24 protein-coding genes are annotated in these 26,145 nt (G+C 63.0%); 11 read left to right on the top strand and 13 right to left on the bottom strand.

Annotation, left to right across the window (positions count from 1 at the left end; translation table 11 throughout):
• The first annotated feature begins 18 nt into the window (after window positions 1–18).
• The 5 genes from PVV74_RS15310 (at window position 19) to PVV74_RS15290 (ending at window position 5,886) form a co-directional block, all read left to right on the top strand.
• Complete coding sequence (locus PVV74_RS15310) at window positions 19–543, top strand: RNA polymerase sigma factor (RefSeq protein ID WP_103763807.1); 525 nt, start codon at window positions 19–21, stop codon at window positions 541–543.
• Window positions 540–1,253: an anti-sigma factor family protein gene (locus PVV74_RS15305; protein ID WP_274593808.1), complete on the top strand. Its 714-nt coding sequence runs from the start codon at window positions 540–542 to the stop codon at window positions 1,251–1,253. Before PVV74_RS15310 ends, PVV74_RS15305 begins: the two co-directional genes overlap by 4 nt.
• Before the next feature lie 263 nt (window positions 1,254–1,516).
• Window positions 1,517–3,610 (top strand): TonB-dependent siderophore receptor, encoded by a 2,094-nt coding sequence (locus PVV74_RS15300; protein ID WP_274593807.1) that lies wholly within the window; start codon window positions 1,517–1,519, stop codon window positions 3,608–3,610.
• A gap of 3 nt (window positions 3,611–3,613) precedes the next feature.
• Window positions 3,614–4,834 carry an MFS transporter gene (locus PVV74_RS15295; protein ID WP_274593806.1) on the top strand — a complete coding sequence of 407 codons (1,221 nt, stop codon included), beginning with the start codon at window positions 3,614–3,616 and terminating at the stop codon, window positions 4,832–4,834.
• A complete protein-coding gene (locus PVV74_RS15290; RefSeq protein WP_274593805.1) occupies window positions 4,831–5,886 on the top strand; it encodes a siderophore-interacting protein in 1,056 nt (351 codons plus the stop codon). Before PVV74_RS15295 ends, PVV74_RS15290 begins: the two co-directional genes overlap by 4 nt.
• A 215-nt stretch (window positions 5,887–6,101) precedes the next feature.
• On the opposite strand, the gene PVV74_RS15285 is transcribed toward PVV74_RS15290, so the two are convergent.
• The 5 genes from PVV74_RS15285 to PVV74_RS15265 all read right to left on the bottom strand — a co-directional run bounded on the left by PVV74_RS15285 (window position 6,102) and on the right by PVV74_RS15265 (window position 11,748).
• Window positions 6,102–8,057, bottom strand: a complete 1,956-nt coding sequence (locus PVV74_RS15285; RefSeq protein ID WP_274593804.1) for a TonB-dependent receptor domain-containing protein — start codon at window positions 8,055–8,057, stop codon at window positions 6,102–6,104.
• Between the two features lie 163 nt (window positions 8,058–8,220).
• On the bottom strand, window positions 8,221–8,973 hold the full coding sequence (locus PVV74_RS15280) for an iron ABC transporter ATP-binding protein (RefSeq protein ID WP_274593803.1): 753 nt from the start codon (window positions 8,971–8,973) through the stop codon (window positions 8,221–8,223).
• Complete coding sequence (locus PVV74_RS15275) at window positions 8,970–9,914, bottom strand: iron chelate uptake ABC transporter family permease subunit (RefSeq protein WP_274593802.1); 945 nt, start codon at window positions 9,912–9,914, stop codon at window positions 8,970–8,972. Before PVV74_RS15275 ends, PVV74_RS15280 begins: the two co-directional genes overlap by 4 nt.
• Entirely contained in the window at window positions 9,904–10,836 is a 933-nt protein-coding gene (locus PVV74_RS15270) for an ABC transporter permease (protein WP_274593904.1), read from the bottom strand. Before PVV74_RS15270 ends, PVV74_RS15275 begins: the two co-directional genes overlap by 11 nt.
• 24 nt (window positions 10,837–10,860) lie before the next feature.
• On the bottom strand, window positions 10,861–11,748 hold the full coding sequence (locus PVV74_RS15265; RefSeq protein ID WP_274593801.1) for a siderophore ABC transporter substrate-binding protein: 888 nt from the start codon (window positions 11,746–11,748) through the stop codon (window positions 10,861–10,863).
• 125 nt (window positions 11,749–11,873) lie between these two features.
• On the opposite strand from PVV74_RS15265, the gene PVV74_RS15260 reads away from it, so the two are divergent.
• On the top strand, window positions 11,874–12,161 hold the full coding sequence (locus PVV74_RS15260; protein WP_274593800.1) for a DUF2218 domain-containing protein: 288 nt from the start codon (window positions 11,874–11,876) through the stop codon (window positions 12,159–12,161).
• A 381-nt stretch (window positions 12,162–12,542) separates the two neighbouring features.
• On the opposite strand, the gene PVV74_RS15255 is transcribed toward PVV74_RS15260, so the two are convergent.
• The gene (locus PVV74_RS15255; protein ID WP_274593799.1) at window positions 12,543–14,486 is read right to left on the bottom strand and encodes a TonB-dependent receptor domain-containing protein; all 1,944 of its coding nucleotides are present in this window, start codon (window positions 14,484–14,486) and stop codon (window positions 12,543–12,545) included.
• Window positions 14,487–14,622: 136 nt separating this feature from the next.
• On the opposite strand from PVV74_RS15255, the gene PVV74_RS15250 reads away from it, so the two are divergent.
• Entirely contained in the window at window positions 14,623–15,072 is a 450-nt protein-coding gene (locus PVV74_RS15250) for an aromatic ring-hydroxylating oxygenase subunit alpha (RefSeq protein WP_425061791.1), read from the top strand.
• A gap of 45 nt (window positions 15,073–15,117) precedes the next feature.
• Complete coding sequence (locus tag PVV74_RS15245; protein WP_425061940.1) at window positions 15,118–15,981, top strand: flavin reductase family protein; 864 nt, start codon at window positions 15,118–15,120, stop codon at window positions 15,979–15,981.
• 26 nt (window positions 15,982–16,007) lie between these two features.
• Here PVV74_RS15245 and PVV74_RS15240 read toward each other — a convergent pair whose 3' ends face one another.
• Window positions 16,008–16,904 carry a LysR family transcriptional regulator gene (locus PVV74_RS15240; RefSeq protein ID WP_274593798.1) on the bottom strand — a complete coding sequence of 299 codons (897 nt, stop codon included), beginning with the start codon at window positions 16,902–16,904 and terminating at the stop codon, window positions 16,008–16,010.
• Between the two features lie 95 nt (window positions 16,905–16,999).
• Between PVV74_RS15240 and PVV74_RS15235 the strand changes: the two genes are divergently transcribed.
• The 3 genes from PVV74_RS15235 to PVV74_RS15225 all read left to right on the top strand — a co-directional run bounded on the left by PVV74_RS15235 (window position 17,000) and on the right by PVV74_RS15225 (window position 20,334).
• Window positions 17,000–17,353 (top strand): NAD(P)H-dependent oxidoreductase, encoded by a 354-nt coding sequence (locus tag PVV74_RS15235; RefSeq protein ID WP_274593797.1) that lies wholly within the window; start codon window positions 17,000–17,002, stop codon window positions 17,351–17,353.
• A gap of 199 nt (window positions 17,354–17,552) precedes the next feature.
• Complete coding sequence (locus tag PVV74_RS15230; RefSeq protein WP_274593796.1) at window positions 17,553–19,286, top strand: chloride channel protein; 1,734 nt, start codon at window positions 17,553–17,555, stop codon at window positions 19,284–19,286.
• Window positions 19,273–20,334: an extracellular solute-binding protein gene (locus tag PVV74_RS15225; RefSeq protein ID WP_274593795.1), complete on the top strand. Its 1,062-nt coding sequence runs from the start codon at window positions 19,273–19,275 to the stop codon at window positions 20,332–20,334. Before PVV74_RS15230 ends, PVV74_RS15225 begins: the two co-directional genes overlap by 14 nt.
• 77 nt (window positions 20,335–20,411) lie before the next feature.
• Here the strand turns inward: PVV74_RS15225 and PVV74_RS15220 are convergent, their stop codons facing one another.
• From PVV74_RS15220 to PVV74_RS15195, 6 genes are read right to left on the bottom strand one after another with little or no spacing between them, the layout of a single operon-like run.
• A complete protein-coding gene (locus tag PVV74_RS15220) occupies window positions 20,412–21,398 on the bottom strand; it encodes a type II secretion system F family protein (RefSeq protein ID WP_103763822.1) in 987 nt (328 codons plus the stop codon).
• Between the two features lie 15 nt (window positions 21,399–21,413).
• Complete coding sequence (locus tag PVV74_RS15215; RefSeq protein WP_274593794.1) at window positions 21,414–22,382, bottom strand: type II secretion system F family protein; 969 nt, start codon at window positions 22,380–22,382, stop codon at window positions 21,414–21,416.
• Between the two features lie 2 nt (window positions 22,383–22,384).
• The gene (locus PVV74_RS15210; RefSeq protein ID WP_274593793.1) at window positions 22,385–23,764 is read right to left on the bottom strand and encodes a CpaF family protein; all 1,380 of its coding nucleotides are present in this window, start codon (window positions 23,762–23,764) and stop codon (window positions 22,385–22,387) included.
• Between the two features lie 11 nt (window positions 23,765–23,775).
• Window positions 23,776–24,993 (bottom strand): AAA family ATPase, encoded by a 1,218-nt coding sequence (locus PVV74_RS15205; RefSeq protein ID WP_274593792.1) that lies wholly within the window; start codon window positions 24,991–24,993, stop codon window positions 23,776–23,778.
• A complete protein-coding gene (locus PVV74_RS15200) occupies window positions 24,990–25,637 on the bottom strand; it encodes a TadE/TadG family type IV pilus assembly protein (RefSeq protein WP_274593791.1) in 648 nt (215 codons plus the stop codon). Before PVV74_RS15200 ends, PVV74_RS15205 begins: the two co-directional genes overlap by 4 nt.
• Entirely contained in the window at window positions 25,634–26,131 is a 498-nt protein-coding gene (locus PVV74_RS15195; protein ID WP_245890500.1) for a TadE/TadG family type IV pilus assembly protein, read from the bottom strand. Before PVV74_RS15195 ends, PVV74_RS15200 begins: the two co-directional genes overlap by 4 nt.
• Window positions 26,132–26,145: the final 14 nt, after the last annotated feature.

The following is a 26,145-nucleotide window of genomic DNA, read 5'->3' as shown; positions in this document are numbered from 1 at the left end:
CCCACAGGACCCCGCCGCATGACTGACGATGTCAGACAGCAAATCATCGACCTGCTTCCCAGGCTGCGGGCTTTCGCGCGGTCCCTCGCGCCGAGTTGGGATCAGGCGGACGATCTCGTGCAGGTGACGGTCGAGAAAGGTTTGCGCAATCTTTCGGGCTTCACCAAAGGCACCCGGCTGGACAGCTGGCTTTTCCGGATCATGCGCAACGCCTGGATCGACCAGTATCGCGCCACGCGCGATGTGGTCGAGATCGACCAGGCGGACGGGGCACGGCAATTGGTGGGCACAGACGGTCGCCGGGTCACCGAGGCGCGGCTGGAATTGGCGCGCGTGCGTGGGGCGATGGACGCCCTGCCTCAGGAACAACGAGAGGTGTTGATGTTGGTCTGCGTGGAAGGGCTACGCTACCGCGAGGCCGCGGACGCGCTGGATATTCCCGTCGGGACGGTCATGAGCCGGCTGGCACGCGCCCGCGCCACGCTTGCTTCGGACTTGGGCATGCAGCCCGAAACCGCACCCAAGAAAGGAGAAGCGCGATGAGCACGCCAGATAAGGTAGAGGTAAGTGACGAGATGCTGATGGCCCTTGCCGACGGCGAACTTGATGGCGCAACGGCCGAAGATCTGAGCCAAAGGATCGAACAGGATCCAGATCTCGCGGCGCGCTACGCCTTGTTTGCCGAGACCGCCACGAGCCTGCGCGCGGCCTTCGCCCAAGGGGCCGTTCCCGAGCACCTTGTCGAAACTGTTCGTGAGACTCCTACCGACGACGGTCAGACGCAGGATCGGCCCGTGTCCGCAGTCGTCCCCTTGCGCCACCGCCGCGCGTGGCCTCTGGCACTTGCGGCCTCGCTGGTTATCGGTGTCGGAGTCGGGTGGACCTTGCAGGAACGGTTTGCTCAGTCCGGTGCGGCACCACTTGAAGATGTAGCCGCGGCACTGTCGGACGTGCCGACAGGGCAGACCCGGGATGTTGGCGGCGTTGGCCCGGCGCGGGCGCTTGGCAGCTACGAGACTCAACAAGGACTTTGCCGCCTCATTTCGGTGCAACCGGCAGGCACCATGCCCCGAAGGTTCCTGGCGTGCCGAAACGCGTCCGAGTGGGCTGTTGTGGTGAGTGTCGCGGACGGTTCGCGCGACGGTTTCTCGCCGGCAAACGACGCGGCAACCGAGATGTTGGATCTGTATCTGGATACGATCGGCGCGGGCCCGGCCCTTGACGCGTCAAGCGAGGCGAAAGCGTTGAAATAGCGAAGGACGGAAACAACTCGGAGCTCCGCAACGATATGTCGTGGGGTCGGCAATCGGTTTTCTCCGCGCCGCTTCAACGAATACTTAGACGCTTTCTGCACGCTGATCTGAGGGCTTCAAACTGCTGAAGGCTCGGCTTTCGGCCGTGGATCGGCTATTGCAAGCAGCGGGCCAAATACCTGACAAAAATAGTTTGACTCTTCGGCCCGCGTCCTCTCTACGTGGCGTGCGACCACGAAAACCTCAGACAAATCAAGGACGGTATGAAGTATCTCAGCCTGACCGCAATCGCCTTACTGACAACGAGCCTTTCGGCCTATGCGCAGGGCGGGTCCCCGTATCAGCTCGGAACGATCGAACTGGAATCCGAGAGCGACGAAACGCTGCAGCAGAATGGATATGTCGCGCAATCCGGGCGGCAGGCGACCAAGCTGGAGAGCCGGATCGCGAATATTCCGCAGTCGATCGGAACGGTCACGCAGGACGAGATAGAGGACCGCAAGCCCCGCCAGCTTCTGGAGGCGCTGGAATTCTCGGCAGGGACGACCACCAGCACCTTCGGGTTCGACAGCCGGTATGACGCGTTTTACCTGCGCGGCTTCCCGGCGTTCAACAACGGGTTCTTCCGGGACGGGCTGCGGCAGGTCAACGGGCCATCGGCATGGTACGTCAACGATCCCTACACGCTGGAAGGCATTGCCATCCTGAAGGGGCCGTCCTCCTCGCTATATGGTGTCAGCGGTCCGGGCGGTCTGGTGAACGTGGTGTCCAAGCGCCCGAAGGCGGAGCCGTTCAACGAGTTGCGCTTCACGACGGGCACCGACAACCGGGCGGAACTGGCGTTCGACTTTACCGGTCCGGTGGACGAGGATGGGCGGCTCCTATACCGGCTGACCGGTCTTGTGCGGGACGCCGACACGCCCCTGCCGGGGTACAAGGACGACAAGATTCTGATTGCGCCGTCGCTGACCTATGATCTGACGGAGCGCACGCGCATCACGCTTTTGACGGAATACTCGGATTCGACCGTCGGGGCGACCGCGGCCTATTTCAATCCGGCACCGGGTGTGGCGTCGGAGACCTATAACGGCGATCCGGCCTACAACACGTTCGACAACGAGCAGTATCGCATCGGTTACGAAATCGCACATGAACTGACCGACACAGTGACCCTGCGCCAGAAGATGCGCTATTCCGAGGTGGACAGCGAATTGCGCTATAGCGGGCTGTACGATTTCGGTGGCGGCGCCATCGGGCGCGGTTGGGGAAAGTACCTCGAGAACCAGTCGAATTTCAGCGTCGACAACACCATCGAGGCGGAGTTGGAAACCGGGGCCCTGACGCATCAGTTCGTTGCAGGACTGGACTACACGAGGTCCGAATTCGATGCGTTCTCCACATTCGGTTTCGCGTCGGCCGCCGCTGTCGAAGCCACTCCAGCTCCCTACAGCCAAGGGCAGGACATCGAGCAGACAGGCATTTATGTCCACGACCAGATCACCAATGGCGCGCTCAACGTTTTCGTCAGCGGCCGGTACGATTTTGTCGAAACGACCAGCTTTGATGCCACGCGGGCAGGCACGAGAACGACGGATGACGCCCTTACCGGCCGCATCGGCATCTCTTACGCCATGGCGAACGGAATGACGCCCTTTGCCAATTTCTCCAGCACGTTCGTGCCCAACACGGGCGTGACCTATTCCGACCCGACCGACCCTGCCAGCGACGCGCCTGCCGCACCGACAGAGGCGGTGCAGACCGAGCTTGGCTTCAAGTATGAACTGCCCGGAACCGACAGCCTGGTTACCGCGTCGATCTTCGACATCCAGCAGGAGGACGGTGTCGTCTTTCAGCCGGTCAACAGCGCCGTCTTCGGCGGGTTGAACCAGGTCCAGGTGCCCTATGACCTGCGTTCTCAGGGGCTCGAGTTGGAAGGGAAGTTCAACCTGGGCAACGGGCTGAGGATGACCGGAAGCTACACCTATCTCGATGTCGAGATCGAAGCCGGGACCACCGGCACGGTCGGCAACCAGTTGTCGGGAACTCCCAAGCACCAGGCCGCGCTCTGGGCATTCTATGAGCCGCAAAACGGTATGATGGAAGGCTTCGGTATTGGCGGTGGCCTGCGTTATGTCGGCGAAAGCTACGGCGACGACCAGAACACCTACAAGAACCGCGATCGGGTCTTCGTCGATCTGGCCATGACCTATGACTTCGCCAAGCAGGGCTATGAAGGCCTGGAAGTGCAGGCCAATGTTCGCAACGTCTTCGACGAGGACGGACAGACGTGCAGCGCCGGTAATTGCTATCGTCACCAGGGGCGGACCGCGACCTTCGCCGTGCAGCGCCGGTTCTAGGGAATGGCGGCAGGGCAACGCAGGATCGTCGGGGCGATCGGCGGGATCTACGTGGCGCAAAGCGTGCTGGGTGGGCTGACCTGGAGCGGGCTGCCCGGCGTGCTGCGGGACCAGGGATTGCCGCTGGACCATATCGGGCTCGTCTCGCTGATCGTGCTGCCCTGGGCGCTGAAGTTCCTGTGGGCGCCGGCCTTCGAGCGGCTGCGATTGCCCGCGGTGGGCAGGGACCGCTCGGCGGAGCTGGTGGTGGCCGGTATCGCGGTTGTCGTCGCCATGCTGGCGCTGGTCGGTGCGATCGGGCCGGTGCCGGTGCTGGCCGTGCTGGGCGTTCTGCTGGTGGCCGCCACCGCCACGGCGACGGTCGACATCGCGGTGGACGGCTACGCCGTGGCCGCCCTGTCGCAGACCCGTTACGGCTGGGGGAACGCGGCGCAAGTGGGCGGCGCGTATATCGGTTCGGCCATTGGCGGCGGGGCTTTCCTGATCCTGGTGGATCGCGCCGGCTGGGCCGTGGGAACCTGGAGCATGGCGGGCGTGATCGCGGTGATCTGCCTGCCCTTCGTATTCCTGGCACGCCGCGCGGCGAAGCCGGTGACACGGGCGCATGTGCCTAGCCTGCGGTCCGCGCTGATCCGGCCCGACCTTCGCCGTGGGTTGGTGATTGCAGCACTATACGTGGTTGCCCAGAAGACAGCGATGGGGCTTTTCGGTCCCTTCTTTATCGACGCGGGCTACAGCCTCGGGGAACTGGGCCTTCTGTCCGGGCTTGGCAGCGTATCGCTGGGACTTTTGGGCGCTCTGACAGGGGGAGCCGTGGTCCGCCGCTTTGGCAGCCGCCGAGTTTTGGTGTCGGCGGTTCTGGCGCAGGCGTCACTGCTGGCGCTCGTCTCGGTCGCCGCTGGCACCGGGCTGGTAGCGCCGGCGCAGGTGGCGCCCTTTGCCATGGTCACCAGTAGCGCCGTTATGGCGCTTGGCTTCGTGGCGCTATACGCGCAATTCATGAGGTGGTCCGACCCCCGGCAAGGCGGCGTCGACTTCACGCTTTTGCAGTGCATGGACGCCGCCATGAGCATGCTGGCCGGACTGGTTGCGGGCGTGATCGCGGAATGGTTGGGCTACGGCATCTTTTTCTGCATCGCCAGCGTGGTGTCCGTATCGACGGTTCCGCTGATCCTGTGGGCCGCATCCGGACGAAGGGTCGATGCTGCGGAGGTTCAGACATGACGCGCAAACACTACAGAGAGGAAGCCCGCGCAGATTTGCCGGGCGTGGCCTTCGACTCGATCCGCAAGATGCTTTTGCTCGAAGTCGATGAGCACGGGCTGACCCTGCAGGAAGACGAACCGGGGCAGGTGACGGTGGAAACGGGCTATGGCCTGATTGGGCTGCGCGAAGGCGTCGACACGCCGGTGGCTGGCATGGTCGCCGCGTCCGACTCCCGGAACCTTTTCATGATGAAAAACGCCATGGTCGAACATCTGCGTACAGTCTTGCCCGATTTGGCCGAGGCCATGCGCTGGTCCGACAGTGCCGAAATCGGTGGCTTTCCCCCGAACTTTCAATTCGGACAGGTCACGCGGGTCGCGCGGCTGGGTGACACCTTTCTGCGCGTAACCTTGAAGGTGGAAGACGTCTCCATATTCGGCGACGAGTCGATCCATTTCAGGCTGGTTCTGCCGCCAAGGGGCATGACACCGGACTGGCCCGCGGTATCACCCAACGGTTCGACGCGATGGCCCAAAGGTCCCGGCGCGCCACATATTCCGGTTTACACCGTGCGCAGCCTGGATCGGGCGTCGAATGTTCTGTTTATGGACGTGTTCCGTCATGACGGTGGGCGCGTGACAGAGTGGTGCGAGGAATTACACGCCGGAGACATGCGGCGCAGCCGTGTCGGCATTGTGGGCCCTGGCGGCGGCGGGTTGGTCGATGCGCAGAGCCTTCTGATTGCCTCGGACGAGACAGGGTTTCCTGCCGTTGCACGACTGATCGAAGGACTGCACGCAGGGGCCACCGCCGAGATGATCCTTGAAACCGCAGACGGGGCCGAAACCGCCTATCCGATCCCGGCGCATGAGGGCGTTTCGGTCCGCTGGCTCTCGCGCCGGACGGGTGAGGGTATCGCTGACGCTGCTCTCGAAGCCTTGCCGGGACATCCGACGTCGGCGATCTGGTTCGCCGGTGAAAAGAAGGATGCACGCCGTCTGCGCAGTGCCGCAAAGACCATGGGTGTTCCGGGCACCAAGCTCCACATAGCCGCATTCTGGGCCTCGTGAGGCGCATCGGCGACCTGAACCTTTGGCGGACTGACAATAACGCCGGCCCGATGCGCAATACTCAAGCCGGTGCCTAGGGAAGAATTGGCGTTCTTGATACTCGCCGGGATAGCCACCGCGCGCGGCGGTGGCTTTCTTTTACAGAAACTCGGGGCTGTCTGCCTCACGAAACCGTCTTTTCCGAAACACGGAAATTCAGGTCCTTTCGAGACGCTTCAGAAGGTCAGGTTTGCCGTCAGGCTGACCGAGCGCCCCGGCTCCGTCAACGCGATCACGTTACCCAGCCCGACCCCGTCGGACGAGCGGCTCGTGTAGGTCGCGTCAAAGATATTGCGCACGTCCAGCCGCATCTGCAACCGGTCGAATTTGCTTGGCGTGTAGGTCGCGTAAAGGTTGGCGACCTCGTAGCCCGACAGCGGCACCGGCGTGTCGCGGTTCTTGAATGCAATCTCTGCCGTGCCGCCGAAGGTCCACTCGTCGGTGACATCGACCGCGCCTTCCAGCGCGATCGCCTTGCCGACCGGGCGGCCAAGGTAATAGGCGGTCGAGCCGATCGTCGTGCTGTTCAGGTCGACATCCGCATCGGTATAGTTGACCCGGATGAACCCGTTGGCCCGGCTGTACCCGACCGACGCTTCCCACCCCTTCGAGGACAGGTCGGCAATCGCGCCCCGGTCTCCGCCGGAGGGCAGCACGGCGTTGATGTCGTTCACATAGGTCTCGAAATACGCACCGCTCAGCTGCCACGGACCCCGCTCGTAGCGCAGACCGATCCGGCCCGCATCCGAGCGCGAGGTGGTGAACCCGGCATAGGTCCACGGCGCCCCGAAATTGATCAGCGCCGCCTCGCCCAGCTCGTACCCGCCCCAGCTATGGGCGTAGCCCGCGTTCAGGGTCAGCGAATCGGTGATCTTGTAATCGACCGACCCGTTGGCGCTGAACCCGTCATCCTTGAAGGTCTGGCCGCTGGCGGCCTTGAACTCCTGCCAGTCATAGCGCGCACCATACGACACCGACACGCGCTCGCCGACATCCTGCCGCGCCTGCGCGAATATCCCGATGTTCCAGTGATCCTCGCGCCCGGAACTGCCGAACGGACCCGGACCACGGCCGAATCCCGAGGCGGACTCGTCGAAGAAATCGACACCCACCGACAGGTCCCCGCCGGCGATGGCAAAGCGGTTCTTGAACGTCCCGCTGAAGCTTTCGTTTTTGCCGAAGACACCCGAGGCGTCGATCTCCTGTTCGTTATAGCTCAGCTGGAAGAACGGATCGAACCAGTCCGTGGCGCTGTCCTTGGTGTAGGTCAGTGTGTAGGACGTGCGCTTTGACAGGGCCGGCACCAGCACGCTGGGTCGTCCGGTGACGCCGGCAAAGTCCGGCCGGATGAAGATGATGCCGCCCGGCCCCGCCTGCCCGGCCCGCAGGCCCGTGTCCTCGGTCTGGGACGCCGCGAATTCCAGCCGGTGACCCGTGGGTGAAGTATAGGCGAATTTGCCAAGGTAGCTGGTCAGATCCGCCTCCGAGCCGGGAACGGTCACGCCGCTGCCATCCTCGTAGCTGCCACTGTCCGACCGCGTGCCGCTCAGCAGGTATTCGAACCCGCCGCTGCGCCCGAACACCGTCAGCCCGGCGCGGATCCGGTCCTCGTTCGTGCCGAAGGTCAGCGTGGTCATGCCGCCGAAATTGTCGCCGTCCTGCAGCAGGTCGGCGGCGTCCTGGGTCTCGTAGGCCAGAGACCCGGCCAACGCGTTCGGTCCCGCATCCGCCGGCGCCAGCCCCTTGCTGACCTCGACAGATTTCAGCAGCGCAGGGTCAATCAGCACGTTGCCGGTATGGTGAAACGCCGACTTGTTCTGCCGCGCGCCGTCGATGGTGACCGACAGCAGGCTTTCCTCGACACCGTTGACGAACACCTTGTTGGCAATCGCCGCCCCGCCGCTGGTGGTGACCGAGGTTTCCCCGTCGAACACGTCGCGGATGGATTGCGGATTGCGCTGTTCGATCTCTTCTTCCGAGATCTCGTCATTGCCCAAAAGCGCCTGCGCTTCCGGCGAGCCGATGCGGATCGTCCCGAGGAAAGTGGCGCCTTCGGCGTCCTGCGCCAAGGCGGCAGGCACGGGAAGGAAAGCGGTCGTGATCAGCAGAATTCCGAGCCGAGAGAGGTTCATGGCTGTGTCCCATTTCAATCGTGTCGAAGCTGGGTACGTGCGGTCATGCTTCCCTGGCGGTCGTCCGGAGACGTTTAAGCCCCTGCGCGCAATGTGCAAGCACCATCCCGTGCAAAGTACGGGCCGGCTGGCATTTTTGCATAATTGCCGCCGTGCCGAAGGCTCAGACCGCCACGAAGGTCCGCCCGCCGATCCTGTGCACCACCGCGTCGGTTTCGAAAACCTCGTGCATCAGCTTGCCGTCCACCAGCGTTTCGGCATCGCCCTGCGGGCCAATTTTTCCGCCTTGCAAGGTCACGATATGGTCGGCATAGGCACAGGCATAGTTGATGTCGTGCAGCACGATCACCACCGTGCGCGCGTGCTCCCGCGCCAGCCTTTGCAAAAGCGCCATCAGCGACCGCGACGCCGCAATGTCGAGGTTGTTCAGTGGCTCGTCAAGCAGCATGTAATCCGTGTCCTGCGCAAAGATCATCGCCAGCAGTGCCCGCTGCCGCTGCCCGCCCGAAACCGTGTCCAGCGTGCGCTGCGCCAGCGGATCCAGGTCGAACAGGGTCAGCGCCTCGGCGATCTTTTCTCGGTCGTGCTTGCCCGGCCGCCCCAGGTGGTGCGGGTAGCGCCCGAACGCCACAAGTTCTTCGATGGTCAGCCGCGGCGCGATTTCGGAACTTTGCGGCAGGATCGCCAGCCGCCGCGCCAGCGTGTTCGACGCGCAGACGCCCACCTCCAGCTCGTCCACCATGATCCGCCCCGTGCGGTGCCGCGCCAGCCGCGCGATCAGCGACAGCAGCGTGCTCTTGCCCGCCCCATTCGGACCGATCAACGCAGTGACCTTGCCCTTCGGGATCTCCAGATCGATATCGTGCAGCACCGTGCTGCCGCCAAGGTCGTGGCTCACGCCCGTCACGGAAATCATCGCTTCAATCCTTTCATCACAAGCACCAGGAACAGCACGCCGCCCGCAAGGTCGATCACCACGGTCAGTGGCGTCACCAGCCCGAACACGCGCTCCAGCAGGGCCTGCCCCCCGACCAGCGTCGTGCCCGAAATCAACGCGGCAGAGACCAGCAATACCGCGTGCCGCCCGGTTGGTGTCACCGCATGGGCGATGCTGACCACCAGCAGCCCCAGGAACGCCGTCGGCCCGACCAGCGCGGTCGCCACCGACACCAGAACGCCGATCAGGACCAAAACCTGCAACGTGCCGCGCCGCACGTCCTCGCCCAGGTTTATCGCCGCCTCGCGCCCCAGCGACAGCACGTCCAGCCGGTGCCGCATGACCCATGCGCCGACCAACGCCGCGACGATGGTCACCGCCGCAATGGCCAGCAGGCCGGTCTCGATCTGGTGGAACCGGGCATAGGACGACACCTGCACCACGCTGAACTCGTTCGGGTCCAGCATCCGCACCAGCAGGGTGCGCAGCGACCGGAACAGCACGGTCAGTACCAGCCCGGTCAGGATCATCCGCATCAGGTCGGGGCGCTCCTGCAACAACAGCGTCCCGAACAGCAGCAGCGACGCGCCGGTCATCAGCACCAGCGACACGCCGAACTGGATCCACGATGTGACGACAAGATAATCCGCCATGCCGAAAACGAAGACGCCCATCGCCACGATCAGCACGAAAAGCTCGTCGAACCCCATGATCGACGGCGTCAGGATGCGGTTCTGCGTGATCGTCTGAAACAGAACCGTCGAAGTCGACAGCGCCACCGCCACAAGGCACAGCGCCGCCAGCTTTGCGCCGCGAAACTCCAGCACGAAGCCCCAGTTGCCGCGCGCGCCGATCGTCATGTAGGCCACCACCGACGCCACGAACAGCACCGCAAGAACGATCAGCCGCCTACGGTGCATGACGCGCCGGACGGTAGAGCAGCCAGATGAACATTATCGCACCCACGACCCCCAGCACCGTGGCCGAGGGCATCTCGAACGGATACCGCAGCACACGGGCGACCATATCCGCCACCAGCACCAGCCCCGCGCCCATCATCGCGATCACCGGCAGCGTGCGGCGCAGGTTGTCGCCCATCATGCGCGACACGATGTTGGGCACGATCAGCCCGACAAAGGGGATGATCCCCACGCTCACGACAGTCAGCGCGCTGACCAGCGACACGGCCAGAAGCCCGAACAGCATCACCTGCCGGTAATTGAGCCCAAGGTTGATGCTGGCCGCCTGTCCCAGCCCCAGGATCGAAAACTGGTCGGCGGCCACGAAGCACAGCACCGCCGCCAGGGCGGCCAGCCACAATGTCTCGTACCGGCCCTGCAACACGCCAGAGAACTCTCCGGTCACCCAGACGCCGATCATCTGCAACAGGTCGTTCTGGTAGGCCACGAAGGTCACGCCGGCCCCGATCACCCCGCCATAGACCAGCCCCACGAGGGCGACCATGTAGGGCTGCGTCGGCGGCAGCCGCCGGGCAATGGCCAGGAAACCGGCGGTCGAGGCGAACGCCGTCGCCGACGCCATGGCGATCTTTGCAAGCAGCGATGCCGCCGGCGCGTAAAGCGTGACCAGCAGGATGCCCAGCGCCGCGCCTTCACCGCTGCCCACCGTCATCGGCTCGACGAAACGGTTGCGCACCAGCATTTGCAGGACCGTCCCCGCCACCGCCAGCGACGCCCCTGTGATCAGCACCGCGAACAAGCGTGGTGCCCGGCTCACCGCGATCAGTTGCAGTGCTGCGGGGTCCTGCACCAGCGCAGCCGGGCGCAGGTCGATCACGCCGATGAACAGCGACACGCCCGACAGCGCCAGCAGCGCCACCATCCCGAGGACAATCTTGCCCACGGTTCAGCTTCCGGAAAACGCGTCGAGCAACTGGTCCATGGTGGCATTGAGGGCCTGAACCCCGCCCGCCGCGATGTAGATGGGCGCACTGTCGAGGGTGATGACCTTGCCGTTGCGCCACGCCTTCGTCTCGCGCACCAGCACATTGTCCAGCGTCGATGTCGCCGTCTCGACATCGCCGATCGCGGCGCTGCGGTCGATCACCAGGATCACATCGGGATCGACCTGCCGGATGAATTCGAAACTGATCGCCTCGCCGTGATCCGAGCCCGCTACCTCTTCGGCAGCGACCTCCAGCCCGAAGGCCGTGTGCAGCCAACCAAACCGTCCTGACGGGCCGTAGGCCGAAACCTTTGGCCCGTTCGTCATAACGATCAGTGTCCGGCCCGCGCCTGCGGCGGCCTCTGTCACCTCGGCCTGCTTGCGCGTCAACGCGTCGGCCAGTGCTGCCGCCTCGTCCTGCCTGCCGAAAATCGCGCCATAGGCCTCCAACCGCTTCAGCCCCGTCGCCAGCGTCTCGACATGGATCGTCATGTCGATCGTCGGCGCAATCTTGGCAAGGTCAGGGACCTTGTCATAGCTGCGCCCCCCTGCGACAATCAGGTCCGGCTGCAACGCGTAAAGCGCCTCCATGTCCGGCTCGAACAGCGTTCCGATCCGCGCCGCACCGTCCGCCACGTCTTCCAGGTAGTCCAGGTAGACGTTGGAAATCGTACCATCCACCTCGACGCCCAGCGCCTCCAGCGTGTCGAGCGCGGCCATGTCGTATACGGCGACGGTTTCCGGAGACTGCGCAACGGTCACAGCACCGCGAAACGTCTCGACGGTCACATCCTGCGCACTGACCGGCCCTGCCGCAAGGCAAAGCGCAAAAGCGAATTTTCGGAGCATGTCTTCCCTCTGTCTTGAAAAACCTGCATGGCTGGGAAGTCTGGCTTTGCAGGCGCTGCTCCGCTGTGCTTAACCGCAGGGAAAAGAAGAGTCTACGCCCAACATATCGCGAAAAGGAGGCAGCCATGCCCACCCTCATCGGACGCATCGAAACCGAGCACGGCGCGAAATACCTTACCCAGCTTTGCAAGCATTTCGCCCACAAGATCGACGCCACCTGGGAGGGCAACCACGGCCGCGCCGACTTTGTCTTCGGCCCCGCGATGATGGAGGCCGACCCGAAGGGACTGACGATCCGCTTTGTCGTGGACAAGGACGAAAACGTGTCCGCGGCCAAGAGCGTCATCGACAACCACCTCGTGACCTTCGCCCACCGCGAAAAGATCGAAGGCATGGAATGGGCCACGACCTGATCCCAATGCCGACGCAGAAATTTGCGGTGCAGCATTTCACCCGCCTGTCCGCTCGGTTGGACATCAAAGACGTTTGATCCAAAGCCCCGGCGCGGAATCAGGCCGCAGGCCCCGCGCCATGGACGGACCGCCCCCACGGCCCGTCGATTGGGTGAAGTTCGGTGCATCGCTCGATTCTGTTTCGAATTTGGCTTGGATAAAATGCGTCCGAACGACCGTCGGATCGCCGCGCCGCGGCCCGTCAATGGCGCTCGAAGCTATAGATCATACTTGTCCGCAAAGGGCTCAAACCAGACCTTCGCCCCTGGGTGACCGCGACCCTTACGGTCGCGATCATCAACACGCCTTTCACGGACACCGCCCACAAGGGCAGAACCACGTTCAGAACCGCAGCGTGGCCCGCAGGTTGAAAGACCGGCCCGGTTCCCGCAGCGGCGTCACCGTCGCGAATTCCTGACCATAGGTCGCCCGCTCGGTGTAGGTCTCGTCGAAGATGTTGTCGATCTCGGCGCGCACGGTCAGGTTCTCCATCCGGCGCGGCGTATACTCGGCAAAGGCGTTGACCACCTCGAAGCCGTCGATCTCGCCACCCGGCGCGCCCGCCGCCGACTTGTCGAACACGATCTGCGCATCCGCACCCAGCGTCAGGCCCAGCCGATCCCAGGTGTTGGCCACCTCGAACACAAGATTGTCGCCCAAAGGCGTGGTCAGGTAGCGCCCGGTGTAGCTGTCGGCGGGGCCGCCGTTGATCTTGGTATCTATATCGGCATAGGCGATCCGGGCGAACCCGCTCGACCACGTGTAGGCCGCGCCGATCTCGTACCCTTCAGTGTCGATATCCGAAACCTGCCCCGGCCCGCCATTGAAAAGACCCGTGGTCGGGTCCAGCAAAGTGCGCGCGTTGTCGATATCGGTCTTGAACAGCTTTGCTTTGAAATCCCAGTTCCCGACCCGGTAATTGGCCCCGAGGTAGTAATTCTCGGACGTTACCGGCTCGATCGACGCCGGATAGGCCCAGGCCGGATCGAACAGAAAGCTTTCCGCCAGCGCGATACCGCCCCACACGCGCGAGGCCCCGGCGCTGACCGTGATCGCATCGGTCACGTCGAAATCCCCGGCGATGTTCGCCGACAGCCCGTCATTGTCATAGGTCGTGCCGTCGACGCCCTCGAACTCCTGGAAATCATAGCGCGCGCCCGTGGACAGGCGGAACCGCTCCGTCAGGTCCAACTCGGCCTGCACGAAGAGGCCGATATTGGTGGCCTTCTCCTCGGCAAAGAACACGGCCGTGCCTTCGCCGTTGATATCCGCCACGTCGCTGTAGAAATCGAGACCCGCGTTGACGGTGCCGTTCGCCACCTGGAATTCGTTCTGGATCTTGCCTGTGAAACTCGTGGTCTCGCCCGAATAGGCGTCGGTCGCGCCCGGCATTGGCCCGGTATATAGATCGGTCGAGTTGTAGGCGATCTGCACAGAAGGGTTCCACATCGCGGTGGTATTTCCGAACTCGTAGGACAGTACCAGGTTCTGGCGCTCCAGCGTATAGGTCCGCGTCGCCAACACACCACGCAAGCCCGCGAAATCCGCCCGCAGGGGCCGCTGCGCATCGTCGCGCACGATCTCGTATCCCAATTCCAGCCGCCCGCCATTGTCGGCGTTGAATGCCACCTTGGCCAGGCCACTGGTCAGCCCCGTGCCTGATCCGGTGATATCCATGCCGGAGCCGTCCTCGCGGAGGCCCCCGTCGGCGTATTTCCCGAAGGCCAGGTATTCGAACCGCCCCGACACGCCGAAGAGCGCCAGGCTGTTGGTAAGGACATCACCATTGCTTTGGTACTCGGTGATGAAGCGCCCGCCGAACGTGCGTCCTTCCTCCAAGAGGTCCTGCACGTCCTTCGTCTCGAACGCGATCGCACCGGCCATCGCCCCCGGCCCCGCATCCGCCGGGGCCACGCCGGGGTCCACCCGTACCGCCTTCAGTAGTTCGGGGTCGATATAGGTCGTAGCGCTGTGGTGAAAGATCCGGTTGTTCTGCCGCGCGCCATCGATGGTGACGTTCAGGTTATTCTCCTCGACGCCGTTCACAAATATCTTCTGCGAGATCGGCAGCGAGCTTCCCACCGACACCGACGGCTCGGACTTGAAGACTTCCTGCAGGTCCTTCGGCGTCGTGCGCGTCAGGTCCTCGTTGTCGATCCCGATGGAGGTGGTGGCATCCGACCCGATATAGATCGTGCCCAGAACGAAGGGCTCGGGAGCTTGCGCGAACGCGCTTCCGGTGCCGATAATGAAAATAGCCGACGCAAACGGCGTGACAGTGCGCATATCCATTCCCCAGTAGATTTGGTTTTTCTGGGTAGCGGATCATCGGCTGCCTATCTCTGACCCATTTCACATGTCGGTCAGAATTGCAATTCAGAACGGCGCGCGGCGCACCGAGACCAGGGGAAGCACAGATGCCTTGTGTCGTTCCTACGAACTGGACGGGCGGCTTCTGTGGGCGCGCGAAATGGGCCCCGACTTTGACCCCACCAAACATGGGCTGAAGCCGGTGCATTGCCGCATCCTCAGAGGGCTGGTCTATATCTGCCTGGCCGATGACGCCCCCGAATTCGACGCCTTCGCCGAGTTGGCGCCCCCCTACCTGCAGGTGCATGACCTGACCGAAGCCAAGGTCGCCTTCGAGACCTCCATCGTCGAGAACGGCAACTGGAAACTCGTGTCGGAGAACAACCGCAAGTGCTATCACTGCGGCGGCAACCATCCCGGCCTCTGCTGGTCGTTCACCGACGACCCCACCGTGACCGGCATCGAGGACGGCGTCACCCCGCCGCATCTTCAGGCGCATTTCGACCGGCTGGAGGCACAGGGCGTCGCGTCGCGGTTCCGCATGTCGGACGACAAGCAATAACGCCTCGCGCGGATGCCGCTGCTGCCCGGTGCCAAGAGCTTCACCATGGACCTCAAGCCGGCTGTGTCGAAATGGCTGGGTCGGGTCAGGGACGACACGGCGGGCACGCGCTGGATGCTCGACAACCTCGTGCCCGGCGTTCGGATCAAGGCCCTGGGGCCTTCGGGCCTCTTCACCCATCTCGATCACCCCGCCGAGAAGTACCTGTTCATCTCGGCTGGCTCCGGCATCACGCCGATGATGTCGATGACGACATGGATGTTCGACCTCGGAACGGAACCCGATATCGTCTTCATCAACTGCGCCCGTCGCCCCGGCGAGATCATCTTTCGCGAACGGCTGGAACACATGTCCAGCCGCGTGCCGGGCATCGACCTGCACTGGGTGGTCGAAGCCCCTGACCGCTATGCACCCTGGACCGGCTACCGCGGCACGTTCAACCAGTTGATGCTGGGACTGATGGCCCAGGATTACCTAGAACGCGAGGTGTTCTGCTGTGGCCCCGAGCCCTTCATGCAGGCGGTACGCGAAGCGCTTCAAGGTCTCGGCTTTGACATGGCGCATTACCACCAGGAAAGCTTTCACGCGCCGGCGGCCACCGAGGCCGAGATCCCCGAGATCGAAGATGTCGTCCCCGATGAGGCCGCACAGGCAGAGGTCGAGTTCGCCCTTTCCGGCGTCAGCGCAAATGTCACGGAAACCGACACCATCCTGTCGGCAGCGCGGGCCAACGGCCTGAACATCCCGTCGGGCTGCACCTTCGGCGTGTGCGGCACTTGCAAGGTGCGCAAGAGCGCGGGCGACGTGCACATGATGCATAACGGTGGCATTTCCGAGGACGGCATCGCGGAAGGCTATATACTTGCCTGCTGTTCGCACCCTATCGGCAAGGTTTCAGTAGACGTCTGAAGACCATTGGAACAAGCGGGAACGGACTACTTGGTGCCGTTCGCTGTCGGCAACAACATCTTCCGCTGGCTCCCAAAGTACTCCAGAACTGCGCGCACGCGGGCGGTGTGGCGCAGGTCGGGATGCGTGAGCAACCATAGGTCGACGGCCAGCTCTTCGATTGCCGGTCCAAGGCGTTGCAATTCACCATCGGACTCGGCCAGGTAGCAGGGCAGGACTGCGACGCCGATACCGGCAAGAACCGCGGAGTGCATACTCAGGACACTGTTCATCGTGCAGACGCAGGCGCGTTCGCACCCGACATCGCGCAACCACGCATGAAGCTGGGGATAGGTCATCGAAGGGCTCGGGCCGATCCACGGCAGCGTCGCCCATTCCGGTCGGTCGTCGCGGCCGAGATCGAGTGCCCGTAGCGCATAGGCAGCCTGCTCTATGCGGCCCAGCCGCCGTCCGACAAGGTGTTCTTCGGGTGCCGTCGCTGGGCGGATTGCGATGTCCGCTTCGCGGAAGGCCAAGTCAGATATCTCGTTCGAAATGACAAACTCGAGTGTGATGCCGGGTTCCGCGAGCCTGAAGCGGGCGACCTCCGGGGCCAGCAGGCCACAGAGCAGCGTATCCGTCGTCGCGACCCGCACAACACCCGAAGGCTTCAGATCGCGCCCAGACACGCGTCTTTCTGTCTCGTTCGTGAGTTCCTCCATCTCGCGCGCGGTCGCCACGACCTCTTCCCCCGCGGCCGTGAGCCGATAGCCGGTGCGAAATCGTTCGAAGAGCCGCACACCGAGCTTTTCCTCCACGGCATTGATCCTGCGAAACATGGTCGGATGACTCGCGCCGACCCGATGCGCCGCCCCGGAAAGAGAGCCCGCCTCGGCGATCCGAAGGACCGTCTGGTAGTCGCTCCAGTCAAGCTTGCTGTTCATCCGTGCAATTCCAGATTTCCGAATTGCCCCGTGAAATAACAGGTTTGAAAACTCGGCGTTAGGCCCACGACGTAGAAACAAGGAACGCTTTACAGATGCACACCCACATCGTTCATGCGCATCCGGAGGCGCAATCATTTATCGGCGCCCTTACGCGCCTTGCCGAGGCCCGGCTGAGATATAAAGGCCATACCGTCATGACACGCGATCACTATCGCTCGGGCCTCGATCCGGCCGAGGATGGGTCACACGTATCGACGATGGACAACGCCGGACCACTTCATGATTTTGCCCCTCTGTCCCGGCAGCGAAGCCATGGCTGCTCGATACAAACAAAAAGCGAGCTCCAGAAATGCGATCAAATCAAGGCTGACAGGGCGGATTGTTTGCAAACGCCGAATCGGTCGGCGCACATTCAAAGCTTCCATTCGGTAATAGGTGCGGTCTGACCCGGCACCTGTTCAAACGGACGTTTTCACCAGAACCCGCAAAAATGGTGCGTGCGGCAGACGAGTCCTTGCGCATGTCGCGTCAGGCTTTCTTACTTGCAATGCCGACGCCAAACTGCGTGACCGCGCCATGAACGGGCGTCGCTGCCCCTGTCCTCGCTGTTGCGTCATGCGCTGATCCGGTCGATGATCCACGGAAATGACCCTCGGACCGCAAAGCGACACGGCGCCTGCGCCCTTGCGAATGCTCATTCTCACCGGCATCGCCCTGACTGTCGGCGGGGCGGCGTCGATGGCGGCGATTGCGCTTGTCGACCTTGTTGCACTTTTGAATACGGTTCTGCTGGTCGAACCCAGGGCGCGGGTGCAATGGGAAAGCGTTCCGGGCCTGGTAGCCGTGATGACGATCCTCGTGCCCACGCTCGGCGGTCTGATCGTCGGGCTCATCCATCAGCACCTGTCGCCCGCCGGACGGCCGCTTGGCCCGCCCGACGTGATCGAGGCGGTGCAGTTCCACAAACCGCTTCCCGAGCTGCGCAGCGGGCTGGTCTCGACCCTGACCGCAGCGCTGTCGCTGGGCACCGGGGCCTCGGTCGGCCAATACGGGCCGATGGTCTATCTCGGCGCGATCTTCGGCGGATTTGCGCATCGGCTGCGCCTGCGCGTGCCGAACCTGGCAAGCATCGCCGTCAGCTGCGGCGTGGCCGCCGCGATCTCGACCGCGTTCAACGCGCCGATCGCCGGCGTGCTCTTCGCGCACGAGGTCGTCCTGCGCCACTACGCAACCCGGGCCTTTGCGCCGGTGACGGTCGCGTCGGTCGCGGGCTATGTCATCGCCAACGTGATCTTTGAACGGCCCGCCTTGTTCAGGATCGAGTTTCCGGGCGTCGCCCATGGCTACGAGTTTGGCCTCGTTGCCATTCTCGGCCTTTTCGTAGCATTGGCGGCAATCGTGTTCATGCCCCTGCTGCTGGCCATCGGACCGGCCCTCGCGCAGCGCATCCGGTGGCCAGAGGCGCGCACGGCAATGGCGGGCCTGGCGGTCGGGCTGACGGCGCTCGTGCTGCCGGACGTGCTGGGGATCGGCACCTCGACCCTGCGCTTCGCCACCATCGACGGCGCCTTCGGGCTTGGCGAACTGATCGTGCTGATCGCCGCCAAGATATTCCTGACCGCGCTGTGCATCGGCGCAGGGTTCTCGGGCGGCGCGTTCAGCCCGTCGCTCCTGATCGGGAGCCTGATCGGCGTGCTCTTCTGGACGCTCGTTTCGGGCCTGGCGGGCGTGCCGACTTCGGGCGCGGCGATCTACGCGATCGGGGGTATGATGGCCTTTGCCAGCGCCGTCATCGGCGCGCCGCTGACCTGCATCCTGATCGTGTTTGAACTGACCCGCAATTACGACGTCACCATTGCCGCGATGGTGGCCGTGGTCTTTTCCAACCTCGTGTCCCATCGCACCTTTGGCCGGTCGCTCTTCGACGTGCAACTCGCCCGCCGGGGCATCGACTTTTCCCTCGGACGGGACCGGGCGCATTTCGCGGCGCTGAAGGTCGTCGATTTCCTGCAACCGCAGGCGGTGACCGCCACGGCCGATGACAGGCCCGCGGACGTGGCCGAGCGTCTGCGCGCGCAGGGCTGGCGCGAGGCGTTCGTGCTCGACGCCGAGGGCCGGCTTCTGGGTGTGTTCAGCCCCGGCGCCCAAGAGGATCCGCCCCGGTTGGCGCAAGGCCTTGCCCCGGCCCGACTGGTCTTTGACGACGAGACCGACCTCGCCGACGCGATGGAGCGGCTGCGCGGTTTCGTCGGCGACGCGGTGCCGGTTGTCTGCGGCGAAACGGGGCGCTACCTCGGAGCGGTGTCGGAAGCGGATCTGGTCTCGGCCTGGCTGGACGAAGGCGCGCGGCTGCGAAAGGAAGAAAATGCGTCGATCTGATCTCGTCCTTCTGATGGTCGCGATGATCGCGGCCCCGGCCCGCGCCGACGATCTGACGATCGTGTCCTGGGGTGGTGCTTACGAAACCGCGCAAAACCAGGCCGTCATCGCGCCTTTCGCCGCTGAGACCGGCCTCGATGTCGAGGTGGTCGTCTACGATGGAAGTTGGACGGCCCTGGCCGAGCGCGGCGTGCCCGAGGGCTGGGACGTGATCGACATGCTGGCCGATCAGGCCCGTGTCGCTTGCGCGCAGGGCCTGCTGCTGAAGACCGACCCGGGCGCGCTGTTTGCGCCCGAGGCCTTGGCGGATTTCACACCCTTCGCGCCGGATGGGTGCGCTGTGCCGCAAAACGCCTACGCCCGCGTCATGGCCTTTGACGACCGCGCGTTTTCGGGGGTGAAACCGACCCGGATCGAGGATTTCTTCGACACCGACCGCTTTCCCGGCCCTCGCGCCGTTCAGCGCAGCCCGGACGGGATCCTGGAATGGGCCTTGCTGGCCGAAGGCGTCCCCCCGGAACAGGTCTATGGCCTGCTCAGCACCGACCGCGGCCTGCGCCTGGCCTTCAGAAAGCTCGGCACCATCCGCGACGACATTGTCTGGTGGCAGGACCCGGCGGCCCCGGCCGAGATGCTTGCAGACGGCCGCGCCGTGATGGCGGCGGGGTTCAACGGCCGGTTCTTCGACATGGCGCAGCGTGAGCGCGCGCCGATCGACATCGTCTGGGACGGCCGCGTCATCGGGATCGAGGTCTGGGCCATCGCCGCCGATACCGACGCGCCTGACGCCGCAAGGGCCTTTGTGCAGCACGCGGCGGACCCGGCCACGATGGCACGCCTTGCGACGCAAATCCCATATGGCCCGACCCGTCGCTCGGCCTTCGACAGGATCGGGATCAACCGGGACCTGGGCGTGCCGATGCGCGCCCATCTGCCGAACGCCCCGCAGCACGTGGGCCGGGCGCTTGTGCGCGACAGCGGCTGGCACGCGAATACCGAGGACCTGCGCCAACGCCGCTTTCGCGACTGGCTTGGCGATGACGACTGAGCCGGGTAACGCCCGAGACGGATTCGCCGTGAGCCAATATGATGCCCATTGGCCGCCTTTTCATAGCGGAGCCAATCTTATCCGAACATGTCCATCCATCGGATAAGCACTGGTGAAAGACAAATCATCAAGAGCACCGGCATCATAAAAAGAGCCATGATTGCAGACATTTGTACAGGAAGTCGATTGGCTTTTTCCTGCGCACGCAACTCTCGGTCTACACGCATGTCCTTGGAAAACCGCTCCAGTGCGGTCGATACGCTTGTCCCGAATTGGTTCGACTGAAGCAGGACATTGGCAAATGAGGCAAGTTCGCTCACGCCTGCGCGTTCGGCCATGTCGAGAAGGGCCGCCTGCCGCTCCTTGCCCGCCTGAAGCTCCAGCTGAAGGATCATGAATTCCTGCGAAATTTCCGGTGCGGCATAGGCAAGTTCATGCGAGACCCGCACCATCGCGGCATCGAACCCGAGGCCCGCTTCAATGGCGACCTGCAAAAGGTCCAGCGCATTTGGCAGGCTGTGTTCGATCGCCTTGGTTCGTTTCCTGATCCGGGCCCGCAGCCACAGAATCGGGCCGTAAAACCCGACGACCAAAAGAGCGGTCACGATTTGCACCGCATGCAGCCAAGTCAGATTCATCATGATCCGGTCGACATGCAATCTCGCCTGATTTTCAGGCGAAAGCGCCATGATCGCGATAAAAAGGGCAGGCAGTGTTATCCCGACGATCGCGCGGAACGCATAAAAGCTTTTGACCGCGTTCGGCCGCTTGATACCTGCGCGCTTCAGTTGACGTCCGATTTTCGACCGCTCCTCCTTGGAGGAGGGCACGAAGGCTTGCAGTAATCCGTGCGGATCGCTGTCGTCGCCCTGAATCAGGTCGAAATCCTCGCCACGGGCACGGCTTAGCGAGCCCGCGCGCATGCGCAGCGTCTCGGGCGCCTCTGCGGCAAACATCCCGATAAGGCCGTAGACGATCGCGAAGGCACTGAGGCCGATCCCCGCAAGGACAAGGTAGTCCGGCGAGGTGGCCAGGTCGCTCAGGATGTTGTTCAGGATGTCCATGGAAATCACTCCCGTTCAAAATTTGAACTTCACAAGCCGGTTCAGGATAAGACCCTGCAATACAACAAGGCTAATGATGGCGATGGCGAAATACTGAAACCTCGGGTCGCCGCGCACGTCACCGTAGAATGTCGGCGTCGTAAACTCGATCGAGAGATAAATGAGCACCGGCAGGCAGGTAAGGATGACCGCACTGAGGCGTCCTTCGGCGGAAACCGCCCTGATCTTCTTTTGCATCATGTGCCGGTCACGGATGACCTGGGAAAGAACATTGAGGATCCGCGAGAGATTGCCGCCCGTGCCGTGCTGGATGCTTATGGCCACGGCCAGATACCTGGCGTCCTCGGTCGCCGCGCGCTTGGCAAAGTCGTGGAAAGCGGTGCCCAGATCATCGCCGAAGTTGATCTGGTCTGCGATGATGCCGAACTCCGAGCCGATCGGATCGGGCATGTCGGTCGCAACTTTGCCGACAGTGGCGGCGACAGGATGGCCAACCTTCAGCCCCCGCGACATGAGATCGAGTGCATCCGGCAATTGCGCGTTCAGCTTCTTGACCCGGTCGCGTTTCATCTGCATCAGGACCAGAAGAGGGAGGACGATCGCAATGCCGGCACTCGATCCGGCCGCCATACCCGGTGGCACGAAGCGCGTGGTCGCGGCATAAGCGACCATTCCGATCAGCGCCATGCAAAGGAACACCCAGAAGGGCCTGACGGAAACGCCGGCCTGGACCAGCAACCTGAGTAATCGCACGTACACGCCGCCCTTCTTGTCGGGGCCAAGCAGGGCCGAGTCGCGCAGCAGTTTCAGGGTGTCCTCTGTCGAGCCACCTTGCTGAATGACACGCATCCGCCGGTTACGCGCCTCCGATTGCGTCTCGCGGCGGAACAGGAGTTGTTGCACGCCATCGTAAGCCACCAGAACACCGAGGAAGATGCAGACATAGAGTATGATATCGATGGTATGGGGTTGAAGCTCGAACATCGTTACACCTCCAGGCGCTTGAACAAGTCGGCATTCACATCGACGCCGGCTGCCACGAGTTGATCAAAGCAGTGGGGACGGATGCCGGTCGGCACGAAATCGCCCATGACGGCGCCCGTTTCGGCCCTGCCGCGGCGCTTGTAGACGAAGATGTCCTGCATGGTGATCGTGTCATTCTCCATCCCCGTGATCTCCGAGATGCTGAGGATGCGGCGGCTTCCGTCGCTCATCCGACTGAGTTGCACGACGATATGAATGGCCGAGGCGATCTGCGATCGGATCGTCTTTAGCGGGAGTTCGGCGCCCATCATCGTTACCATCTGTTCGATCCGACCCAGGGCATCTCGCGCGGAGTTAGCGTGCACCGTCGTCATCGAACCGTCGTGGCCTGTGTTCATCGATTGCAGCATGTCGAAACATTCGGCGCCACGAACCTCGCCAACGATGATGCGGTCGGGGCGCATGCGAAGAGCGTTGCGCACTAGGTCGCGCTGAGAGATAGTGCCTTCTCCTTCGGCGTTGGGGGGGCGCGTTTCCAGCCGGACCACGTGTTCCTGTTGCAGTTGTAGCTCGGCCGCGTCCTCGATCGTGACGATGCGATGTCGGGTATCAATGAAGGACGAGACGGCATTCAGCAGGGTCGTCTTGCCCGAGCCGGTTCCGCCGGAGATAAGGATATTGAGGCGCGCGTCGACCAGCGCCTTGAGCAGGCCTGCCGCCTGCTGGTTCAGCGCGCCCTGTTCGACTAGCCGTTGCAGCGTCAGGGGCACGCGTGAGAACTTACGGATCGAAAGCGCTGGGCCATCCACCGAGCAGGGGCGGATGATCGCATTTACGCGACTGCCATCCTCGAGGCGGGCGTCGACCCAGGGCTGCGACTCGTCGATCCGACGTCCAACCTTGCTGACGATCTTGTCAATGACACGCAGCAGGTGCCGTTCGTCGCGGAAGCGAACCTTCGACTTTTCCAGAAGGCCGTGGCGTTCGACATAGACCTTGTCGAAGGAGTTCACGAGAATGTCGTTGATGGTGGGGTCTTCGAGCAGAGGTTCCAGAGGGCCGAGGCCCATTACCTCGTGGATCAGTTCCTCGACCAACGACGAAAAAGCTTCGGAACGCATATAGACGCCTTCGGCCTCGATCAGGCTGGTGACGAGCGATGCAATCTGGCGCTTGAGTTCCGACCGCTCGACCTTGTCGATCATGGTCAGATTCAGCCGGTCCAGCAGTTCGCCATGCAGGCGGTTCTTCAGATCGAGATGCGCTTTAAGCTCCAGATCCTCCGAGGGAGCTTCTGCATCTTTCGGAGCCTCGTTTTTGCGTTCGAGCTTGAGCACGTTTGGCTGTGCCTCCGCACGCCGCGAGCGATATTCCTTGAACACGGCAATTCCCCTTATCGGCTGATTTTTCTTTTGACTTGTTCTTTGGCTGAGATCTCGGCCGACACCCTTGCAAGGGCCTTGCCCAGGTCGGAGCGCGGTTTCATCTCGACAACAGGGCGCCCTAGATTCACGGCGCTTCGTGCCACCTTTGGATTGTACGGCAACCAGTGCAGAAGCCGCGTTTCGAGGACCTTTTCGGCCTCTCGCATGTGTTCGGACTTGATGAGCGGTTTCTGGTCGCGATTGATCACGATCTCGACCGGCAGCCCGACATTTTCTTCGCGGTAAAGGTCGATCAGACGACGCGCCTGGCGGATGCTCGGCACGCTTGTATCGGCAACAAGGACGAGTTGGGTCGCCTGCTTCAATATCGGTTCTACCCACTCGACGACCGCGCGGGGTAGATCGATGACGATGTAATCATAGCGCCTTTTGAGCAGGGCGATCATGGTCTCGACAATTTCGGCGCGAAGCGAGTGAAGCGGAACGATGGGTGTCGGCGCGCACAGTACATCGAACCCTTGCGCATGCCTTTGCAGCGTTGACATCAGGAAGTGGTCGTCGGGCTCCTCCGCCGACCCGATTAACTGGAGAAAGCCCCCGTTATCCTCAAGGTCGACGAATACGTTGGCATTGCCGAATTGCAGATCGAAATCGAGCAGCACGACGCGGTTGCTTTCGGCCTTTCTGAAGAAGGTGGACCGGTCGGACGCGAGCGCACAGGCCAGATTGACTGCAACGGTCGTCGCACCGGCGCCGCCGTGGGCCTGGGTAACGGGGATTATTTTGCCGAGGGCTGCAGGCCCGTCATGCACGGATTGCGCGGGGACCTGGCGCCGGCTCAACTGTTCGTCGACGACGGCCTTCAGGCTTTCGCTGTCGATCGAAATCGGCAGCACCTCGTCCATGCCGATATCGCGGAGCTTGCGCGCCTTGGAGATCGACACGTCAGAGTGCGTTATCGCCAGGAACACGGTGTCGCCTTCACGTTCCGACATCAGTTCCTTGATGGCGTTCACTTCGGTCTCATCATCGGGATCCGCCTCGATGATGACCACGTCGTGGTTGAATACCAGGTTCACGGCACGTCCGTTCATGGCCGCGAATGTTTCGCTGGAACTCGTGACCTTGTGGTTCTCCGATGCGGGGAACACTTCGCTGATAACCTCGACAAAGGCTTCCCTGGCCGACACGACCAACAGTGATCTGGAGTGCGATTGTGTCTTCATCCTGACTCTCCTGATGCAAGATCCTCTGCGGGCAGCGAGACGCTGAAACTGGAATACGTCACAGAAGATTCGATGCCGCTGCCGCCTGAACCCGCTGCGTTGGCAAGGCTGGCCAGCGGCGAGACGAATTGAAAATCGTCGAGGGCCAACTCGACGGTCAGCATGGGCGTGTAGGGGCCCCCGAGGAATCCCAGTTTGGGATCAAACGCGTAGGAAAACCGAAGCGCGTCGATATTTGTGCCCGGCGGCAGAAGTGGACTGATACGCGCCCAGATTTCCGATGCGGTCGCGTTCGAAGCGGAGCCCTGGCACGTGACCGTCGCGACGGAGGCGCACACCCCGCTGGCTGCGCTGCACGAGGTTCCGAAGCGGGGTGGGGGCGAGGCGCTACCGCGGACGTGGACTTGTGGAACACCCGCGCAGGCCGGAGGGCGAACGATGGCGATCCGTGCCGCGATCTGAGACGCGCTTTGCGCGGTCACGCCGCTATAGGAAAGCCGTCCGAAATCTAGCAGGCCCATGAAGATAAACAGGAAGAGCGCAATCACGACTGCGAACTCGACAAGAACGCCACCCGACTGGTCCTGCGAGAACCCGATCGCGCGTCGGGCCGCGGCCCGGGCCGTATGCCACCGCCGCGTCATTGGCCGAATATCCGGGCGTTGTCCGCGACGTCGGTTGTCACGGAAGAGAGCGCGCTGCCGAAAAGATCGAGGACCCCGCCCATCGGAAACTGGATCGTCACGTTGGCGGTGACACGGCCGACCGGTGCCGGGCTGACGCGGTAGGTTCCCGAGACGCACGAAAAGCTTGGGGTCACCGAGTTGACGGTGACCTTTGACGGGAAGAGGGATGCGCCGCCGATATCCTTCTCGACGATGTCCTTGAGTGTTGTAGACAGGGCAGTGACGCTGCCACCCGCGTCGCAAATATCCGCGGGGACCACCCGGGCCATGTACCGCCCGGCATCCCTGACGCCTGCGATTACGGTCTGGTAGGACCACATCATGCGGGCCGCTTCAGTGGTCAGCGCAAAAAACAGAAGCATGATTGGCAGGACAATCGCGAATTCCACGAGCACGGCGCCGTGTTCGCCCGAAGTGAAGCGCTTTATCCAAAGGGTTGGCCGAAAGTTCACTGGTCCAATCCTCG

The organism is Roseovarius sp. SK2, from assembly GCF_028807495.1.
Classification (GTDB): Bacteria; Pseudomonadota; Alphaproteobacteria; order Rhodobacterales; family Rhodobacteraceae; genus Roseovarius; species Roseovarius confluentis.
Note: the sequence above shows the minus strand (reverse complement) of the source record. Positions and strands in the feature narration are given on the sequence as shown.

Bases quoted from the DNA above. Each gene is read 5' to 3' on its own strand.
- PVV74_RS15310 (WP_103763807.1), top strand. From the start codon at position 19: ATGACTGACGATGTCAGACAGCAAATCATCGACCTGCTTCCCAGGCTG.
- PVV74_RS15305 (WP_274593808.1), top strand. From the start codon at position 540: ATGAGCACGCCAGATAAGGTAGAGGTAAGTGACGAGATGCTGATGGCC.
- PVV74_RS15300 (WP_274593807.1), top strand. From the start codon at position 1,517: ATGAAGTATCTCAGCCTGACCGCAATCGCCTTACTGACAACGAGCCTT.
- PVV74_RS15295 (WP_274593806.1), top strand. From the start codon at position 3,614: ATGGCGGCAGGGCAACGCAGGATCGTCGGGGCGATCGGCGGGATCTAC.
- PVV74_RS15290 (WP_274593805.1), top strand. From the start codon at position 4,831: ATGACGCGCAAACACTACAGAGAGGAAGCCCGCGCAGATTTGCCGGGC.
- PVV74_RS15285 (WP_274593804.1), bottom strand. From the start codon at position 8,057: ATGAACCTCTCTCGGCTCGGAATTCTGCTGATCACGACCGCTTTCCTT.
- PVV74_RS15280 (WP_274593803.1), bottom strand. From the start codon at position 8,973: ATGATTTCCGTGACGGGCGTGAGCCACGACCTTGGCGGCAGCACGGTG.
- PVV74_RS15275 (WP_274593802.1), bottom strand. From the start codon at position 9,914: ATGCACCGTAGGCGGCTGATCGTTCTTGCGGTGCTGTTCGTGGCGTCG.
- PVV74_RS15270 (WP_274593904.1), bottom strand. From the start codon at position 10,836: ATGGTGGCGCTGCTGGCGCTGTCGGGCGTGTCGCTGTTCATCGGCGTG.
- PVV74_RS15265 (WP_274593801.1), bottom strand. From the start codon at position 11,748: ATGCTCCGAAAATTCGCTTTTGCGCTTTGCCTTGCGGCAGGGCCGGTC.
- PVV74_RS15260 (WP_274593800.1), top strand. From the start codon at position 11,874: ATGCCCACCCTCATCGGACGCATCGAAACCGAGCACGGCGCGAAATAC.
- PVV74_RS15255 (WP_274593799.1), bottom strand. From the start codon at position 14,486: ATGCGCACTGTCACGCCGTTTGCGTCGGCTATTTTCATTATCGGCACC.
- PVV74_RS15245 (WP_425061940.1), top strand. From the start codon at position 15,118: ATGGACCTCAAGCCGGCTGTGTCGAAATGGCTGGGTCGGGTCAGGGAC.
- PVV74_RS15240 (WP_274593798.1), bottom strand. From the start codon at position 16,904: ATGAACAGCAAGCTTGACTGGAGCGACTACCAGACGGTCCTTCGGATC.
- PVV74_RS15235 (WP_274593797.1), top strand. From the start codon at position 17,000: ATGCACACCCACATCGTTCATGCGCATCCGGAGGCGCAATCATTTATC.
- PVV74_RS15230 (WP_274593796.1), top strand. From the start codon at position 17,553: ATGACCCTCGGACCGCAAAGCGACACGGCGCCTGCGCCCTTGCGAATG.
- PVV74_RS15225 (WP_274593795.1), top strand. From the start codon at position 19,273: ATGCGTCGATCTGATCTCGTCCTTCTGATGGTCGCGATGATCGCGGCC.
- PVV74_RS15220 (WP_103763822.1), bottom strand. From the start codon at position 21,398: ATGGACATCCTGAACAACATCCTGAGCGACCTGGCCACCTCGCCGGAC.
- PVV74_RS15215 (WP_274593794.1), bottom strand. From the start codon at position 22,382: ATGTTCGAGCTTCAACCCCATACCATCGATATCATACTCTATGTCTGC.
- PVV74_RS15205 (WP_274593792.1), bottom strand. From the start codon at position 24,993: ATGAAGACACAATCGCACTCCAGATCACTGTTGGTCGTGTCGGCCAGG.
- PVV74_RS15200 (WP_274593791.1), bottom strand. From the start codon at position 25,637: ATGACGCGGCGGTGGCATACGGCCCGGGCCGCGGCCCGACGCGCGATC.